The sequence below is a fragment of the Lacrimispora amygdalina genome (assembly GCF_900205965.1).
Classification (GTDB): Bacteria; Bacillota; Clostridia; order Lachnospirales; family Lachnospiraceae; genus Lacrimispora; species Lacrimispora amygdalina_A.
On the sequence record NZ_OAOF01000002.1, the window covers coordinates 363218 to 379814 of the forward strand.

At 42.6% G+C, this 16597-nt stretch carries 17 protein-coding genes; 3 read left to right on the forward strand and 14 right to left on the reverse strand.

Features of this window, described 5'->3' with window-relative positions; genetic code table 11:
• The 4 genes from CRO04_RS04465 to CRO04_RS04480 all read right to left on the reverse strand — a co-directional run bounded on the left by CRO04_RS04465 (position 1) and on the right by CRO04_RS04480 (position 5201).
• A complete protein-coding gene (locus CRO04_RS04465; RefSeq protein WP_097003013.1) occupies positions 1 to 1197 on the reverse strand; it encodes a CapA family protein in 1197 nt (398 codons plus the stop codon).
• 332 nt (positions 1198 to 1529) lie between these two features.
• Entirely contained in the window at positions 1530 to 2372 is an 843-nt protein-coding gene (locus CRO04_RS04470; protein ID WP_097003014.1) for a DegV family protein, read from the reverse strand.
• Between the two features lie 179 nt (positions 2373 to 2551).
• Positions 2552 to 4555 carry a molecular chaperone HtpG gene (gene htpG / locus CRO04_RS04475; RefSeq protein WP_097003015.1) on the reverse strand — a complete coding sequence of 668 codons (2004 nt, stop codon included), beginning with the start codon at positions 4553 to 4555 and terminating at the stop codon, positions 2552 to 2554.
• A gap of 148 nt (positions 4556 to 4703) precedes the next feature.
• The gene (locus CRO04_RS04480) at positions 4704 to 5201 is read right to left on the reverse strand and encodes a DUF5721 family protein (RefSeq protein WP_097003016.1); all 498 of its coding nucleotides are present in this window, start codon (positions 5199 to 5201) and stop codon (positions 4704 to 4706) included.
• Positions 5202 to 5374: 173 nt separating this feature from the next.
• On the opposite strand from CRO04_RS04480, the gene CRO04_RS04485 reads away from it, so the two are divergent.
• Positions 5375 to 6661, forward strand: a complete 1287-nt coding sequence (locus CRO04_RS04485) for a M18 family aminopeptidase (RefSeq protein WP_207654392.1) — start codon at positions 5375 to 5377, stop codon at positions 6659 to 6661.
• 95 nt (positions 6662 to 6756) lie between these two features.
• Here CRO04_RS04485 and CRO04_RS04490 read toward each other — a convergent pair whose 3' ends face one another.
• The 10 genes from CRO04_RS04490 to spo0A form a co-directional block, all read right to left on the reverse strand.
• Entirely contained in the window at positions 6757 to 7005 is a 249-nt protein-coding gene (locus tag CRO04_RS04490) for a hypothetical protein (protein ID WP_097003018.1), read from the reverse strand.
• A gap of 32 nt (positions 7006 to 7037) precedes the next feature.
• Entirely contained in the window at positions 7038 to 7274 is a 237-nt protein-coding gene (locus CRO04_RS04495) for a hypothetical protein (protein ID WP_097003019.1), read from the reverse strand.
• Positions 7275 to 7302: 28 nt separating this feature from the next.
• Positions 7303 to 8274: a peptidylprolyl isomerase gene (locus tag CRO04_RS04500; protein ID WP_097003020.1), complete on the reverse strand. Its 972-nt coding sequence runs from the start codon at positions 8272 to 8274 to the stop codon at positions 7303 to 7305.
• Between the two features lie 15 nt (positions 8275 to 8289).
• On the reverse strand, positions 8290 to 9075 hold the full coding sequence (locus tag CRO04_RS04505; RefSeq protein WP_097003021.1) for an HAD family hydrolase: 786 nt from the start codon (positions 9073 to 9075) through the stop codon (positions 8290 to 8292).
• Positions 9072 to 9668, reverse strand: a complete 597-nt coding sequence (locus tag CRO04_RS04510) for a Maf family protein (protein ID WP_097003022.1) — start codon at positions 9666 to 9668, stop codon at positions 9072 to 9074. The genes CRO04_RS04505 and CRO04_RS04510 overlap by 4 nt, the downstream gene beginning before the upstream one ends.
• 77 nt (positions 9669 to 9745) lie before the next feature.
• Complete coding sequence (locus CRO04_RS04515; RefSeq protein ID WP_097003023.1) at positions 9746 to 10303, reverse strand: putative ABC transporter permease; 558 nt, start codon at positions 10301 to 10303, stop codon at positions 9746 to 9748.
• 111 nt (positions 10304 to 10414) lie between these two features.
• Positions 10415 to 10873, reverse strand: coding sequence for a divergent PAP2 family protein (locus CRO04_RS04520; protein ID WP_097003024.1), 459 nt, complete (start codon positions 10871 to 10873; stop codon positions 10415 to 10417).
• Between the two features lie 13 nt (positions 10874 to 10886).
• On the reverse strand, positions 10887 to 11366 hold the full coding sequence (locus CRO04_RS04525; protein ID WP_207654400.1) for an HD domain-containing protein: 480 nt from the start codon (positions 11364 to 11366) through the stop codon (positions 10887 to 10889).
• 129 nt (positions 11367 to 11495) lie between these two features.
• A complete protein-coding gene (gene glgA, locus CRO04_RS04530) occupies positions 11496 to 12941 on the reverse strand; it encodes a glycogen synthase GlgA (protein WP_097003026.1) in 1446 nt (481 codons plus the stop codon).
• Positions 12942 to 13038: 97 nt separating this feature from the next.
• The gene (spo0A, locus tag CRO04_RS04535; protein ID WP_097003027.1) at positions 13039 to 13845 is read right to left on the reverse strand and encodes a sporulation transcription factor Spo0A; all 807 of its coding nucleotides are present in this window, start codon (positions 13843 to 13845) and stop codon (positions 13039 to 13041) included.
• 477 nt (positions 13846 to 14322) lie between these two features.
• Here spo0A and CRO04_RS04540 point away from each other — a divergent pair, with 477 nt between their 5' ends.
• Complete coding sequence (locus CRO04_RS04540; protein WP_097003028.1) at positions 14323 to 16230, forward strand: OPT family oligopeptide transporter; 1908 nt, start codon at positions 14323 to 14325, stop codon at positions 16228 to 16230.
• Positions 16227 to 16583: a PqqD family protein gene (locus CRO04_RS04545; protein WP_097003029.1), complete on the forward strand. Its 357-nt coding sequence runs from the start codon at positions 16227 to 16229 to the stop codon at positions 16581 to 16583. The genes CRO04_RS04540 and CRO04_RS04545 overlap by 4 nt, the downstream gene beginning before the upstream one ends.
• The last annotated feature ends 14 nt before the right edge of the window (positions 16584 to 16597 follow it).

A 16597-nucleotide genomic window follows, 5' to 3' on the forward strand; every position in this document is an offset into this window, starting at 1 on the left:
TTAATTACTGTTATTATGTATCACACCATTGTCATCGACGGTGATACCAAATGAGAGATTCTGATAATACCGATAAAAATCGGCGGCTTCCTCCGGTTTTGCCAGTGTTCTTGTAAAACCGGCACTGGAGGTACCCGGAACCAGGGAAAGCGTTGTGGTCTTGTCATCAAAATTCACCTCTGCTCTCATAAGTGCCGTTTTGGGAATACTGCTTCCGAATATAAAATTACCAAGACTGTAACAGATTGGTTTTCCTTTATAATACTCCACTCCCTGGAGAACATGAGGGTGGCTTCCCACCACCAGGTCTGCACCTGCATCAATGATCTGCTGCCCCAGCTGCCGCTGATAATTCTTTGGTTTCTCTTCCCGTTCTACGCCCCAGTGTACATAGACTACCAGATAATCACACAAATCTCTGGCTTCTTTGATCTCCTTAAGAAGGACAGCGGGATCGTAGCCGCTTACCATACCGGGCTTTTTGCTGTTCGCCACCCAGTCCGGATCAGGATAAACTCTCGAAGCTGCGAGAAAACCAAAGGTCCTTCCATTCACCTCTATTGTTTCCAGCTTTTTTGCCCGGTTCATGTCCGGTCCTGCACCCACATAGCGTATTCCAGCTCCATCTAACGCTGTGCAGGTATCAAGCAGCGCATCCGTACCATAATCCAGTGTATGATTGTTGGCAATCGTTACAATATCAACTCCGATCTCATTCATCATGGATACCCGGTCAGGATCTAAGCGGAATGTAAACTGCTTGTCCGGTGCCGCCGTTCCCCTGCTGCTGAATGGAAATTCCTGATTGGCCATAAAGATATCTGCCTTGCTGATTTCCCTCCGCATCCCTTCATCAAGCACTCCATTAATACCGCCGTTTTTATCATATGCTGTCGTAACATGAGTAGATAGTAATATATCCCCTGCAAAAATCAGATGAACCACTGGATCCGGTTCCCTGGCTGTGGTTGATTCTTTGGTTTCTTCCGTCACAGTCAAAATCTCCTGGCTGCTGCTTTCTTCCACAGAGGACTTTGCCGGCTCCCCGTTCAAAGAAGCCAGACTATCCCCGCTTACTGCCTCTTCGCCTTTCTGATTCTCTTTCCATTCCGTTCCTCCGATCCACCCTGCCAGCAATACAAACAGCAATATGGGAAGGATGATCAGAAATTTCATATAAGCATTTGTCTTCTTCATTCTATCCTCCTAATTGTTAATAATTTACACATATATTTGACCGAATCATAACTTTTTCCACAATTACTGATGTTTTTTCCCCATATATGACTCAGCATCTCACTTTTCCACCGTTTATCTGTGGATATTTCATAACATTTCTCTTATATATTTTCTGGTAATAATTCCCGTTTTTACATCTTACACTGGTTCCAGGATTTTGTCAAATAAAGTGGGAGCTGTAAAATACGTCAGAAGACAGCAAAAAAGCCTGGTCCGCAGAGTGAAAACTAACTTCCTGTTCCCTGCAAAACCGGCTTTTCCTTCCTGTATATGCCTTTAACATAACTGACTTAAAGAGTCATGATAATCCCGCCGTCATTGGCATAAACCGTTGCCACACCTGCTGTTTCCGTTATGATAACGTCCTTAAATATTCCTCTTTTCAGCATCTCCTGCTTTACAAACTCCGCTCTGTCCGGATTGTTGCAGTGAGCGATGGCCAATACCTTGTTCCTGGTGTCCCCAGCTTCCTTCATGGCAAGGTCCGTCATACGCACCAGTGCTTTATTAATTCCTCTGGCCTGGTCCAGCTTGATAATCACTCCGGATTGAGCTCCCATGACTGGCTTAATATTTAAAGCTGTAGCAAAGAAGGCCTGCAGACCGGTAAGACGTCCGTTCTTTCTTAATGTATCAAGACTTTCCAGAACAAAGTAGGTCTTCATATCCTTAATGAAGGCTCTCACCTTATCTTCAATCTCTTCAAACGGCAGCGAGGCCTGGCAGAGGGACTGAACAAAAAGAGCGATATTAAGCTGGCCGGATGATGCAGAATCAGAGCCAAGTACCGCAATCTTCTTACTGTCTTTTCCATGTTCCTCTTCATACAGCTTCTTACCTAACACGGCACTGTTATAGCTTCCGCTTAAATGCTCCGATAAAGTGATAACAAAAATCTCCTCTTCCTCACATTCAAATGCCTCTTTATATAATTCAGGAGACGGACATGCTGTTTTCGGAGATTCACTGCTGCTTTTTACCAGTTCCAGAAAACGCTTCTGGTCAAATGTCTCATCATCAATAATCTGTGTATTACCAACCTGTAAAATTAACGGAATGATCTGAAAGTGGGGATCTTTTTTCAGATCCGGCGTCAGGTCTGTACAGCTGTCCCCAATAATTTTATAGCTCATATCTAAATTTCCTCCTGGTACGAAACTTATCATGTAGTATTCATTACTATATATTATAGAGAAACAGAGTTCGTCTGTCAATAGAATTCCCATGAAAAAAGATGGATGCCAAAAACAGCCGCCTTCTTTTTGAAGACCTGCTGTTTTTGGCATCCGTCTTTTTATCTGCTGTATAAATTTTATTCTTCTGCCATGATTAACATCAGCTCATTGCTTCTTGCTATAAAGCCTGTCATGCGTTCCGGTGTCAGAGAACCATGGCTTAATGCCGCAAGGTCATAAAGCTGCTCACAAATAGCATTGGTATGAGCACCATCTTTATGGTTTAACACATACTGAACCAGCTTGTTGTTATAATTAAGTACCAGTGTTTCTCCACCTGCACCAAACATGGAAGCATCCATTCCTGGCATGGTATACATCTTCATCATTTCCTGCATACGGCGTGATTCTTCAGAAACTGTAATCATGGAAGATACCGCATCGTTCTTTAACTTCTCAACCTTTACCTCTAAATTTTCTTTATTTAATGCTTTACGGAAAAGCTCTGTCAATGCTTCCACATCAGACTTCATGGCTTCCTTGCCTTCTTCCGTAACTTCTTCTTTAAAGATATCGGATAAGTCGGAGTTAATGCACAAAAACTTAACATTTTCATTCTTCTGCTCTAAATATCCCACAAATGGATTATCGATATTCTCCGTTAAATAAACTGCATCCAGACCAGCTTCTTTAAACAGGTTGATATACTGGCTCTGTTCTTTTTCATTGGTAATGTAAAATACCCGGTTTTCATGCTTTTCCTTGTTCTCTTCCAGACAGTCAGCCAGTGTTAAAAACTTGCCTTCCAGGTTCTTAAAGAGAATGGAATCATTGATCTTCTCTGCAAATTTTTCATCTTTTAAACAGCCGAATTTAATGAATGGATGAATGTCTGACCAGTATTTTTCATAATTCTCACGATCTGTCTTAAACATACCGGTCAGCTTATCCGCTACTTTTTTCGTGATATAATCTGAGATTTTCTTAACAAATCCGTCATTCTGCAGTGCACTTCTTGATACGTTTAAAGGAAGATCAGGACAGTCAATCACACCCTTTAAGAGCATTAAGAATTCCGGTATCACTTCCTTGATGTTATCTGCAATAAATACCTGATTGTTATACAGCTTAATCGTTCCATCCAGACTGTCATAGTTTAAATTCAGTTTTGGGAAATAGAGAATTCCCTTTAAATTAAACGGATAATCCATGTTTAAATGAATCCAGAATAAAGGCTCTTTATAATCATGGAATACCTTACGGTAAAAGTCCTTGTAATCTTCTTCTGAACATTCATTGGGGTGTTTATTCCAGAGAGGATTGGTGTCATTCACTGTCACCGGTCGTTTTTTAATCTTATATTTTTCTTTGGCAGGAGATACTTCCACGGTTTCTTTTTCACCGTTCTCCTTCTCTACTTCTTCTGTCTTTGCTTCCTCAACGATGGTCTCTACCACAGTATCTTTATCAGTCAGTTCTTCCTTTTCGATAGTCTCAAACTGAGGTTCTGCAGTTAAGTTGGTTAAATAAATCGCAACCGGCATAAAGGAGCAATACTTCTCTAAAACTTCCCTTGCTCTGTATTCATTGCAAAATTCCAGGCAGTCTTCATTGAGATAAAGCTTAATGGTGGTACCAAATCCCTCTTTCTCTCCTTCTGCCATCTCATACTCTGTACCGCCGTCAGACTCCCAGTGTACCGGTACGGATCCTTCTTTGTAGGACCGGGTATCAATTGTCACCTTATCTGCAACCATGAAGGCAGAATAAAAGCCAAGTCCGAAATGTCCTATAATCTGATCCTCATTGGTCTTGTCCTTATACTTTTCAAGAAAATCCTTTGCTCCGGAGAACGCGATCTGGTTAATGTATTCATCAACTTCTTCCATGGTCATACCAATACCGTTATCGATAAAAGTGATAGTCTTTTCATTGGAATCGGTGATTACTTCAATCTTAAACTCCAGATCATCCGGTTTCTGCCATTCTCCCATAACATCCAGCTTTTTCAGCTTTGTGATGGCATCGCAGCCGTTGGATACCAGCTCACGGTAGAAAATATCATGATCTGAGTACAACCATTTTTTTATAATCGGAAAAATGTTTTCGCTGTTAATCGTTAAGCTTCCTGTTTTTGCCATATCAGAACACTCCTTCATCTCTTTTTCTATTTATATTCCATTCTCATCCTGGAATTTTCACAAATCATTCCTCAAAGAGTATTTTAATACGGAGAAATGGAAATGTCAATAGAAAATCAGCACTCAAACGGTTTGAGTGCTGATAATGTTATTCCTCCAGATAAACAATCTGGTTTTGTTTTAAAAACGCTTTTACTTCCTGGTCCCATTCCTGATCCAGTGTCTTATCCATGGTAAAAACAGAGACAGAACTTCCAGTCACACAGGTCAGCCTGTCGTCTTCATATCTGATATTCATATAGAGCCCCTTTACCTCACTGGTGTGAAGGGAGATCTGCCTTTCTGAAAGAAATCGCTCCGTATCCTCTTTTGGCAGCTGCATGACTATCTTAAAACTTTTTGGCAGCCGTTTCCCTTTTATTAAAGAGAAACAGAAGGGCTTCATCATGGCCCAGGTGGATAACTCTCCTAAGTTCAGCGCTTCCTTCTCATCCTCCGTATAATAGCCAGACCGTATGGCTCCGTCGATGGTAAATGTATTAAAAGTTGTAATGGAAGCTTCTTTTATAAGAAAGCGGTCAAAGACTTCCCCTACAAACAGCTTGGACGTAAAGGGCTTCATCTCTTCTATATTCAATGCAATCATGGTCTCATTCTCCCCATCCGTTTATTCTCCGTTAACTATACAACGGAAACTCTTCCCATGTCAACGCAGATTTCAGACTCCCTCCGGTATTCCAAACCACCGCCTTCTATGTTATAATAGTTCCATGGGTTTCTGACAGGAACCAACAGGAAATGAGAAAAGAGGATAATGATATGAATGATTTCAAACAGCTGGAAGAACTGATTGCCGCATCCGTTTCTCCCTATCACTGTATTCTGGCGGCTGCCGGCCGGCTTAGTGCAGGCGGATTTAAAGAACTTCCTTTAGCAGAGCCCTGGGAATTAAAACAGGGCGGCTCCTACTATATAAACGCATTTGACTCCACCTTAATTGCTTTTACAGTAGGAAGTTCACTGACAGACGTCCCACAACTGAAGCTGGCAGCGTCTCATACCGACTGGCCCTGCTTGAAGGTTAAGCCCTCTCCGGAAGTAACCTCTCTGGGATACGGTAAATTAAACGTTGAGGTCTATGGGGGACCTCTTTTAAATACCTGGCTGGACCGTCCTTTATCCATGGCTGGCAAGGTCAGCGTAACAGGTGATTCCCTTATGAAGCCCCGGACTATCTACATCGATTTTTCCCGTCCGGTTCTAACGGTTCCCAATCTTGCCATTCACATGAACCGCAATGCCAATGAAGGATTCCCCATAAATGCCCAGGTGGATATGCTGCCACTGATTACACGCATCACTGATGAACTGAACAAAGAAAGCTTTTTCATCGATGCACTGGCAAAAGAAGCAGGCGTTAAGAAAGAAGACATCCTGGATTACGAAATCTACATATACAATTATGAATCAGGAACCACCCTTGGCCTTGAAAATGAATTTTACTCCGCACCCAGACTTGATAACATCACTTCCGTTTCTGCATGCTTAAGCGGCATTCTTTCAGATACACACAGCCAGGGAATCCATGCCATTGCCCTGTATGATAATGAAGAGATCGGAAGCCGTACAAAGCAGGGAGCAGCCTCTGCATTAACGGAACATATTCTGGAAAAGGTTTACGCAGCCCTTGGATATACCAGAACCGATTTTTTAAATGCTTTGTTAAGCGGATTTCTTCTCTCCATGGATGTGGCTCATGCCATTCACCCAAACCACGGAGAAAAATGTGATATTAAAAACCAGATTATGATGGGAGACGGTGTGGCAATTAAGCTGGCGGCAAGCCAGGCCTATGCAACCGATGCATACTGCACCGGCGTGATCGAAGGCATCTGCCGTGCAGCCGACATTCCTTACAAGAAGTTTTCAAACCGTTCCGACGTAAAGGGAGGGTCTACATTAGGCAGCATCTCTTCTGCCCTGCTGACCATGCGCACAGTCGATGTGGGTGTCCCCATGCTTGCCATGCATTCAGCCAGAGAGCTTATGGGTGTGAAAGACCAGGAAGCACTGGTAAGACTGGCAGAAGCATTCTTTAAAGCTTAAAAGTTTATGAAACACTTTAACCCCCAGATTTCCATTCTCTATGACAGAAATCTGGGGGTTAAAAATTTTCTATTAATCCTGAGTCATGCTGTAGCTCATAGTTTGCCGGCTATTTTGCTTTTTGCCAGTTCGTAATCATCTTTTGAAACATAGACGATATATTGATCAGCACTACCAACAAATAAATTACCAAACATGCCACGTCGACTCCCAGTACTTCCCCATTGATTATTATGGTTGAATACTTTGGATTCGTACTTTATTTTGTACGAATCCAATATATTTAGTACTTTTCTTAACATATCCATATCCAGGCATACGATAAGTTCTTGTTTTTTTAACAAATTTTATCACCTTCCCAATAACAATCTCCTTTTTACGGAAGCTGCCCCATAGTCTCCGGCAGTACCTCTCTGCTGGATTCCAATGTTTCAGGAGAAGTTCTGCTTCCCTGAACGTACCGGTAACCAAACCATCCTCCTGCAGTCAGAACAACCAAAAGGAGAAAGAAAAATAAAAACATGGTTGCCCTCATAAATAATTCCTGTCCGCCATTTCCCCTCCGCCTGCGGCTGCGCTTATTCCTCCCACTGCGAATCTCTTCCTGCTTCATTGGTGGCTTACTCTTCCTTCCTTATCTCTCAATCTGGAAAATGTTTTTTATAGATTTCAAAAAAATCTGTGGTTTTTGAATTATCATCTTTGGAGAATTTAAGATCTTTCCAGAGGTCATTGCTGAATGTAACAGGATTGTCCTTTTTAAACTGAGCATAGATCTGGTCAAATGCTTCTTTTTTCCGGCTTGTATACAAACCAGCCTTCCGCTCCTGAGTGGCGGCCGCATCATAGTCATTGACACACCTTATAATATAGTATTTACCCTCATTTTCTACTAGCGGGCTTATTTCACCAGCAGCAAGACCAAATGCTGCATCCTCCAATGCCCCAGGCGTTTCTCCTCTTCCGATTTTACGCTCTATGGCAGCATCTTCTGAATATTCTTTGGCTAACGCCGAAAAATGAGCTCCCTGCTCTTTGGTTTTTAACAGAACTTCTTCCGCCGTGGTTTTATCTGACATCACAATCTCTTCCACCTCAATTACCTTAGCTTCACTATCGCTGATCTCAAGATTCATATCCATGGTAAGTTCCACAACTACTTTATTGGACAGACAGTACTCTTCATACATGGTTCTCACATCAGACTGATTCACTCCCATATAAGCGATATCATCGGGAGTCAGAGAAGCATAATACTCCTCGGCCGCTTTGCGTATCTCTTCCTTCTCAGCACTTGTCAGAGTCACACCTTTCCTTTGTGCAAGAAGATTCATCATCTTCATTTCCTGAAGAAACTCCCTCACCTGGTCCATAAGATAAGCTTCAAAGGTCTGGCCGCCAGGAATACTAACGCCCCAGATCTGGCTGGTATAAAGCTGTTGATATTTGTTTCTCTCTGTAGTCAGTATAATCATGGACTGGGGCAGAGAGTATAGCTTGGTATCCTTGATTTCCGAAACAAGGGGAATCTCCGTCTTACATCCGGTAAGTATGGCGGAAACTGCCGCCGCGATTAAAAGGAGTCTTCCCCAGTATCTGCGCAGGTTGTTCATACGCACCCCTCTTTCCTATATAAGCAGTTTCAATATCTTTAATACGCCCTGATTTAAATTGGTATCCGTCTGAAAGCGGGCCGCTTGTTTTACTTCTTTTCTGGCATTACCCACAGCGAAGCTGTAGTATGCCTGGTTCAACATCTCAATATCATTCAGCTGGTCGCCAAACGCCATGGTTTCCTCCGGTTTAATAGAAAGACTTTCCTGAAGGATCTTTACTGCCTCACCTTTATTGACACCAGGTCTCATACAGTCCATCCACATATCTCCGGAAATAGTAATCTTAAGCCTCTCCGCGTACTTCTCTCTTAACTGTCTGGTATAAACTTCCACATCTGTTTTCCGGTACACACTGATCTTGATAAATTCTGACTGAACCTTTGTTAAATCCTCCACCGTTTCAACACGGAATTTGTAGTCGTTAACCATCCAGTCAAGGAATTCTCTGTCTTTCGTCTCTAAGTATACCACATCAGGACCACTGAGCATAACTTCAAGCCCTTCCATAGTCCTTACATCTTCCACCATCTCCATGACAGTGTTGCGTTCAATTGGATTTAAAAACAGATTTCTGCCGTGACAGCCTATGTAAGCGCCGTTATCAGAAAGATAGAATATTTTTTCTTTTACCGGATCAAAAATGGATTCAATACTGGCCCACTGCCTTCCGCTTGCAGCAGCGAACTGAATTCCCTTTGCCCTTAATTTCCGTATCACCTCATGAAGCTCATCCGGTACGTCATAACCACCGTCCGTCACCAGAGTTCCGTCAATATCCGATGCAATCAGTTTTATCATGCTTTCCCCTCCTGCTCACACATCTGCTTAAGTTCCTGATAAACACGCCCTACAGGCAATCCTACTACATTATTGTAATCTCCGTCAATCCCTTTGATAAAAGCAGCAAACCGCCCCTGAATGCCATAAGCACCTGCTTTATCCATGGGTTCCTCACTCTCCGCATAGAAACGGATCTCTTCCTGTGTCATCGGATATACATGAACATCTGTCTGTTCTGCGAAAGACCGGGTGATGTTTTCCTTCTCTTTGCAAAAAATCAGAGTTACTCCTGTAAATACCTGATGGGTTTTCCCCTGAAAAGACTGGATCATCTCAAAGGCTTCTTCATGGCTGCCCGGTTTTCCTAAAATCTTACCGTCTGCCGCAACGACCGTATCAGCTCCGATGACAATGGTACCCGGAAGCTGTTTTATTGCCACATCCTCTGCTTTCTGCCGGGACAGTTCAATTACTGCCTCCCGGGGAATGGTGGTTGTTATCTTCTCATCAATTCCGCTGGGCTCTATCACTGGCCTCAATCCAACCTGGTTTAAAAGTTCTTTTCTCCTGGGTGATGCCGAAGCAAGCACAAGTTTTCTGTCACTTAACATTGGTACCCTCTCTTCTTTAAAACTACTGCTGTTTGAAATTGCAAACAGGCGGGACCCATAACGAATCCCGCCATTCTTTAATATACTTTCAGCCGTCCCACTAAGGACGTTTCATCTTCTTCACAATCCGCTTTCAGCTGCATTCTCATGGTATATACAAAATCAGTTGCATAAAATATTAAGAGAAACAGACCTGTAAAACGTTGAAAATTTTCAGGAATCAAACCTGCCGCCTGATTCACAAAGCCATTTAGAAAACGGAAATAAAAAATTCCCAGAAATCCCCATGCAATGCTGCTCTCCAGACATATAATACCCTTGTAGTTAAACCGCTTCCTGCTGTAATCCCACCAGAATGATCCAAACAGCTTAATCATCATATAAGCCGTGACCAGCTCCATGAAAGTTGCCATCACCATCGAGGCGAAATACAGACGTAGCGGACTGTCAATAAAAGGGCTGAGTAACATCGTAGCTCCCACAGAGCCGAATCCATATATGATACAGAACGGTCCGTGTCCAAATCCCCGATTAAAGACCGGTCTTTTATTTTCATAACTAAGAACTGCGCATTCAAGAAGATAACCCAGAAAGCTGAATAGGAAAAAACAGTTTATCCTATGATAAATTGACATATCCAATTTGCCTCCAAAATTAACAATTTTTTAACTTGTTAAAGTATAATATGGATATCTAAAGAAATCAAGGGTTATTTTCTTACGATTCCCCGAAATTTTTCTTTGTTATTAATAATATTGTGCCAGGAATACCGCAAGTAAGATACCAAGTATGGCTCCTGCTGCTACCTGCAGTGGTGTATGTCCCACATATTCTTTTAATTTTTCCTGTAAAATCTCACCATTCAGCTTCAGAGGATTTTCTAACAATATGCTGTTTAGCAGCTTTGCCTGCTTTCCTGTTTCTCTCCTTACTCCCATGGCATCATACATCACAATCATGGAAAGTACAAAACTGATAGCAAACTCAAAAGAACCGACGCCATAACGGTAACTGGCGGCGGTCGTTAATGCACAAACCGTAGAGGAATGGGAGCTTGGCATGCCGCCAGATCCCACAAGCCTCTCCGGGTTAAAATTCTTACTAAGAGCCAGGTCAATCAGAGTCTTTAATACCTGTGCCACCAGCCAGCCGGTAACAGCAGTCACTAAAACCTGATTTTCCAGAATCACTTCCCAAAATTTCATGGTTTCCTCCATCTTATGCCGCACTTTTTCTGCCAAAACCGTATAATACCCAACGTTTTATCCTTGCGGTGGTTTCCACGAAACCACATAATTTATCCGCATAAATAATCACCATTCCGCCTTTCGTTCTGGGTGGAACAGGTGTAAGCGGCCACATATGCCGCAGAATCATGTTCTTCTCATTCTCCGTTAAATCGAAATGCTTTTCTGCATTCTTTAATGCAATTCTCGGGTGAGTAAAACCATGGAAACGTTCCCCGGTTTCTCTGGCACGCGTGTGCCAGTCATATAGAAAGAAATCATGAAGAAGACCTGCTCTGGCAGCTTCTCTGTATTCCCAGCCTAATTTTCTGCATATGCTATAGCTTAAATAGGAAACCTTAATACAATGAGCCTTGCAGGTAGTGTCTCCATGCTGCATATAGTTATCCATGGACTGGAACAGCTCGTGGTCTAAGATATCCTTGACACAGGCAATATATTCCGAATCCATATTATAATCTTTCCGCTCTACCCATGAGGAATCCTCTGCCCACTTAAGAGCTTCCTTCTCCTCCTCAGGGGTTAAATACATATTTTTCATGGTTATTTAGTCGCTTCCTTCTTAATAATGTACACCAGCTTAACAGCCAGTCAGCCAGTCATAAAGCTCCTGATACTTCATCGCTGAAGTTTTCCAGGAGTAATCCTTAGACATAGCCCGGTCGATGATCTTGTTCCACTCACGTCTCTTATCATAATATATGCGCTGTGCATATCGGACAGTGCCAAGCATCTCATGAGCATTATAGTTGGAGAAGGAAAAACCCGTCCCCTTACTCTCATACTCATTATAGGGCTCTACCGTATCTTTTAAACCTCCGGTCTCCCTTACAATGGGAACTGTGCCATATCTTAAGGCCATCAGCTGGCTTAAACCGCAGGGTTCAAACAAAGATGGCATCAAAAACGCATCACAGGCGGCATAAATCTTATGAGACATTGCTTCCGAATAATAAATATTTGCTGATACCTTATCCGGATACTTCCATGCATAATGGCGGAACATATTCTCATACCGTTCTTCACCGGTACCAAGAATAACCAGCTGGATATCATCCTGACACAACTCATCCATCACACACTGGACTAAGTCCAGTCCCTTCTGGTCAGTCAGTCTGGAAACGATTCCAATCATAAACTTCCCTGCATCCTGAATCAGGGAAAGCTCTTTTTGCAGAGCAGTTTTATTCTTTTCCTTTTCCTTGCGGAAATTCCGTAAATTATAATTCTCTACAATATACGAATCTGTCTCAGGGTCAAATTCGTCATAATCAATTCCGTTTACAATCCCTCTTAAGCTGCATTCCCTTGCCCGCATCAGTCCGTCAAGACCTTCTCCATAGAAAGGCATCTTTATCTCCTGTGCATAGGTCTCGCTGACTGTAGTAATGGCATCTGCATATACGATACCGCCTTTTAACAGATTTCCATCCTTATAGGCTTCCAGCTTATCCGGAGTGAAATAGTAATCAGGCAGGCAGGTCAGCGCCTGTATGGTTTTTACATCCCAGACTCCCTGAAATTTTAAATTGTGAATGGTAATCACCGATTTCATACTGCGAAAGAATTCTCCTTCACGAAACCGGTCTTTTAACAGAACAGGAATCAGGCCGGTCTGCCAGTCATGGCAGTGTACTACATCCGGCTGAAATCCGATTACGGGAAGAGAAGATAAGGCGGCCCGTGAAAAAAAGCAGAACTTTTCCAGATCCTGATACCATTCCCCATAAGGCTTTGCACCCTGGTAATAACCTTCGTTATCGATAAAATAGAAGGTAATACCGTCCCAGACACACTGAAGAATCCCCACATATCTGCTTTGTCCCAGATAATCCATATAAAAATGATCCACATACGTCATCTGGTTTCTTAATTCTTCGTTAATACAAAGATATTTGGGTATCATAACTCTCACATCATAATATTCCTGATCAAAGCACTTGGGAAGGGATCCCACTACATCTGCAAGACCTCCGGTTTTTACAAAAGGTACTGCCTCCGATGCAACGAACAAAATCTTCTTCATCCAAAAACCTCCCTTATCTTTTCCCTTCCGGGCATTGTCTGTTATGCTATAGTATACTGCATTTTCAGAAAATAAGGAAGTATCTTTCCCTAAAGATTTATGAAAGTTTTTTGTAATCCAGCCTTATTTTATCAGCAATGAGTGCAATAAACTCAGAATTTGTAGGTTTTCCTTTTCCTGTGCTCACGGTATATCCGAACAGATCATTGATGGTATCCATCTTTCCTCTGCTCCATGCCACTTCTATGGCATGACGGATAGCCCGTTCCACACGGCTTGGTGTCGTCTGATGTTTCTTTGCAATGGAAGGGTAAAGGATCTTCGTGACAGAAGTAAGCATCTCCTGATCCTGTACCGATATAACGATTGCATCCCTTAAATACTGATATCCTTTAATATGTGCAGGAATTCCGATTTCATGAAGCATTTGTGTAACATCATTTTCTAAATTCTGCTCCATGTACTCCGTTTTATTGACATAAGGCTTCACCTTTTTCATGCCCTGAAGACTTGGTACTTTCGTCTTTCTCTGCCCCACTCTTCGTACCTTATCGACGATAATTTCCTTATTGAACGGCTTCATTATGTAATAATTCGCCCCCATCCGGAATGCATCTTCTGTAATATTTTCACTTCCTGCGGCGGTTACCATAATAAATGAGGGAATCTTAGACACAGCACCGTTTCCTCTTACCCGCTCCATAACTGTTATTCCGTCCATTCTCGGCATAATCACATCCAATAAGACAACATCCGGATTTGTTTTGAGGATCATGTTATAGGCGTCTTCGCCGTTATCCGCTCTTCCTACTACATGAAAATCCTCCTCTCCTTCCAGTATATCATTCAGCAGATTTAAGGTCTGCAGGTTATCATCTGCAATAGCGATACTGATTTCTGACATATTGATACTCTCCTCCTGATTCTTCAAAATAAATGAAAACTAGTGTATAGCCATTATAATCTTGCCCCAGCTCATGCCGCAACGTGATTCTATCGCATAATTCGACAAGAAAAACGTTTAATTTATCGAATATGGGATTCTGGTCCTACAGTCCCACTGTCGAATGAAGAAAAGGTCTTATACGGTCTGAATTCATGTTTTCCCCCCTTTTTTTACCGGTGTTGAAAATTGAAACTACTTGTCGTCAAAAAAACGTTAAACACGCCGTAACTAACTCTTATACTACCACATTACAAATAGGTTGAAAAGCCTTTCATAAGGATTTGACCTATTTTAAATACGTTCTTTTTAAGCATTTTGTTAAGAAAAAAAATATTATACTTTTTTTTATAATAAAAAATCCACAATTACTCTTGCTCCTTTTAAAATAAATGATTATAATTGTTACTGAATAAAAAAAATCAGGGGGAAATACATATGAAAGAACAAAACGATTTTAAGCCTTATGTACCGGCTGAAAAAATCACTCCGGAATTTACAGTAACCTCTATTGCTCTGGGCATCATACTGGCCGTGGTCTTCGGTGCCGCCAATGCTTATCTGGGTCTCCGGGTTGGTATGACCATCTCTGCTTCTATCCCCGCCGCCGTCATCTCCATGGGTGTGATCCGGGTAATTTTGAAGAAAAACTCGATTCTGGAAAGCAACATCGTTCAAACCGTTGGTTCTGCAGGCGAATCCCTGGCTGCAGGGGCTATCTTCACGCTTCCTGCTCTTTTTTTATGGGCTGCTGAAGGAAAAATGGAAACACCTGGTATTCTTGAAATCACCCTTATCGCTCTGATCGGCGGTATTCTGGGTATCCTTTTCATGGTACCTTTAAGAAACGCGCTGATTGTAAAAGAACACGGAGTTCTTCCTTATCCGGAAGGGACTGCCTGCGCAGAAGTTCTCCTTGCAGGTGAAGAGGGCGGTGCCAATGCCTCTACGGTGTTTGCAGGAATGGGATTTGCCGCTGTCTTTAAATTCATCATTGATGGACTGAAACTGGTTCCAGGAGAAGTGTCCTTCCGCGTGAAAGGCTATGCGGGTGAGCTGGGAACACAGATCTATCCTGCAGTTATGAGTGTTGGATATATCTGCGGTCCGAGAATCTCCTCTTACATGTTTGCCGGAGGTGTTATCAGCTGGCTGGTGTTTATCCCGGCAATCGTCCTCTTCGGAGCAGATTTAACCCTTTATCCCGGTACTGTTCCCATTGGTGAGATGTTCGCAAACGGAGGAGCAGGCGCCATCTGGGGAACCTACATCCGTTATATTGGTGCCGGTGCCCTTGCTGCCGGTGGAATTATAAGCCTGGTAAAATCTCTGCCGTTAATTATCCGCACCTTCGCAGATGCCATGAAAGGACTTGGCCAGAGCGGTTCGGGCAGCGGTCTTCGTACACAGCAGGACTTAAGCTTTAAGATAATTCTGGGCGGAGTTGGACTTCTCACTATCCTCGTCTGGCTGATCCCGACCATTCCGGTAAGCCTGATCGGTGCTATTATCGTAGTTATTTTTGGATTCTTCTTTGCTACCGTGTCCTCGAGAATGGTAGGATTGGTAGGAAGCAGCAATAACCCTGTTTCCGGTATGGCGATTGCAACGCTTCTGATCGCTACCATCGTATTAAAAGCTACCGGTGACGGCGGAATACATGGAATGAAGGGTGCAATTGCCATTGGCTCCATTATCTGTATCGTGGCTGCCATAGCTGGTGATACGTCACAGGATTTAAAAACCGGCTATCTGTTAGGAGCAACTCCGAAAAAACAGCAGATCGGTGAATTAATCGGAGTTGTCGCTGCTGCATTTGCAATCGGTGGGGTTTTATATCTGTTAAACGCAGCATTGGGCTTTGGATCTGAACAGCTGGGTGCACCACAGGCCATGCTGATGAAGATGATTATTGAAGGTGTTATGGATAATAATCTTCCATGGGCATTGGTATTTATGGGTGTTTTCTTAGCCGTTGCAGTGGAAATCCTGGGAATTCCGGTTCTCCCCTTTGCAATTGGTGTATATCTTCCTGTCCAGTTAAATGCATGCATTATGGTGGGTGGTCTGGTACGCCTTTATTTTGACAGAATGAAAAAAGAAAAAAAGGAAAAAGAACAGCTGATCAGCGATGGAATGCTTTACTGTTCCGGAATGATTGCAGGAGAAGGTCTGGTAGGTATTCTGCTTGCACTTTTGGCAGTTTTCGGTCTGGACAAGGCCCTGAATTTATCCGCAAAACTGAGTCTTCCTTCCCCTGTCCTGGATTTTAGCAGCCTTATTCTGTTTGCTCTGATTATCATAAGTCTTCTTAAATTTACGATTTGGAAGAAAGTGAAAAAATGAGTCATCTAAACAAAAAAAGCGGAAATTATCTGGACCAGATTCCAGTACGTGCAGAACAGGTACTATGGTCTGTAGAGGAAAACGGTCTGGTTACTCTGGATGTAGAAAACAAAGGATTCTTTCACAGGATTGCGCAGAAATTTTTTCACAAACCGAAAATCAGCCATATTCATCTGGATCCAATGGGAAGCTTTGTCTGGTGCCTGATAGATGGAGAACGTGATATATTCAGTCTCTCCGCTTCTGTTAAGGAACGGTTTGGAGAGGAAGCCTCTCCTTTATATGAACGCCTTTCCAAGTACTTCCAGGTCCTGCACAGTTATGGTTTCATCCTATTTAAAAATGAAATATAATTAAATACAGAGAA

What these genes read in the sequence shown, in the direction of transcription:
- CRO04_RS04465 (WP_097003013.1), bottom strand. Translation starts at nt 1,197, where the DNA reads ATGAAGAAGACAAATGCTTATATGAAATTTCTGATCATCCTTCCCATA.
- CRO04_RS04470 (WP_097003014.1), bottom strand. Translation starts at nt 2,372, where the DNA reads ATGAGCTATAAAATTATTGGGGACAGCTGTACAGACCTGACGCCGGAT.
- htpG (WP_097003015.1), bottom strand. Translation starts at nt 4,555, where the DNA reads ATGGCAAAAACAGGAAGCTTAACGATTAACAGCGAAAACATTTTTCCG.
- CRO04_RS04480 (WP_097003016.1), bottom strand. Translation starts at nt 5,201, where the DNA reads ATGATTGCATTGAATATAGAAGAGATGAAGCCCTTTACGTCCAAGCTG.
- CRO04_RS04485 (WP_207654392.1), top strand. Translation starts at nt 5,375, where the DNA reads ATGAATGATTTCAAACAGCTGGAAGAACTGATTGCCGCATCCGTTTCT.
- CRO04_RS04495 (WP_097003019.1), bottom strand. Translation starts at nt 7,274, where the DNA reads ATGAAGCAGGAAGAGATTCGCAGTGGGAGGAATAAGCGCAGCCGCAGG.
- CRO04_RS04500 (WP_097003020.1), bottom strand. Translation starts at nt 8,274, where the DNA reads ATGAACAACCTGCGCAGATACTGGGGAAGACTCCTTTTAATCGCGGCG.
- CRO04_RS04505 (WP_097003021.1), bottom strand. Translation starts at nt 9,075, where the DNA reads ATGATAAAACTGATTGCATCGGATATTGACGGAACTCTGGTGACGGAC.
- CRO04_RS04510 (WP_097003022.1), bottom strand. Translation starts at nt 9,668, where the DNA reads ATGTTAAGTGACAGAAAACTTGTGCTTGCTTCGGCATCACCCAGGAGA.
- CRO04_RS04515 (WP_097003023.1), bottom strand. Translation starts at nt 10,303, where the DNA reads ATGTCAATTTATCATAGGATAAACTGTTTTTTCCTATTCAGCTTTCTG.
- CRO04_RS04520 (WP_097003024.1), bottom strand. Translation starts at nt 10,873, where the DNA reads ATGAAATTTTGGGAAGTGATTCTGGAAAATCAGGTTTTAGTGACTGCT.
- CRO04_RS04525 (WP_207654400.1), bottom strand. Translation starts at nt 11,366, where the DNA reads ATGGATTCGGAATATATTGCCTGTGTCAAGGATATCTTAGACCACGAG.
- glgA (WP_097003026.1), bottom strand. Translation starts at nt 12,941, where the DNA reads ATGAAGAAGATTTTGTTCGTTGCATCGGAGGCAGTACCTTTTGTAAAA.
- spo0A (WP_097003027.1), bottom strand. Translation starts at nt 13,845, where the DNA reads ATGTCAGAAATCAGTATCGCTATTGCAGATGATAACCTGCAGACCTTA.
- CRO04_RS04540 (WP_097003028.1), top strand. Translation starts at nt 14,323, where the DNA reads ATGAAAGAACAAAACGATTTTAAGCCTTATGTACCGGCTGAAAAAATC.
- CRO04_RS04545 (WP_097003029.1), top strand. Translation starts at nt 16,227, where the DNA reads ATGAGTCATCTAAACAAAAAAAGCGGAAATTATCTGGACCAGATTCCA.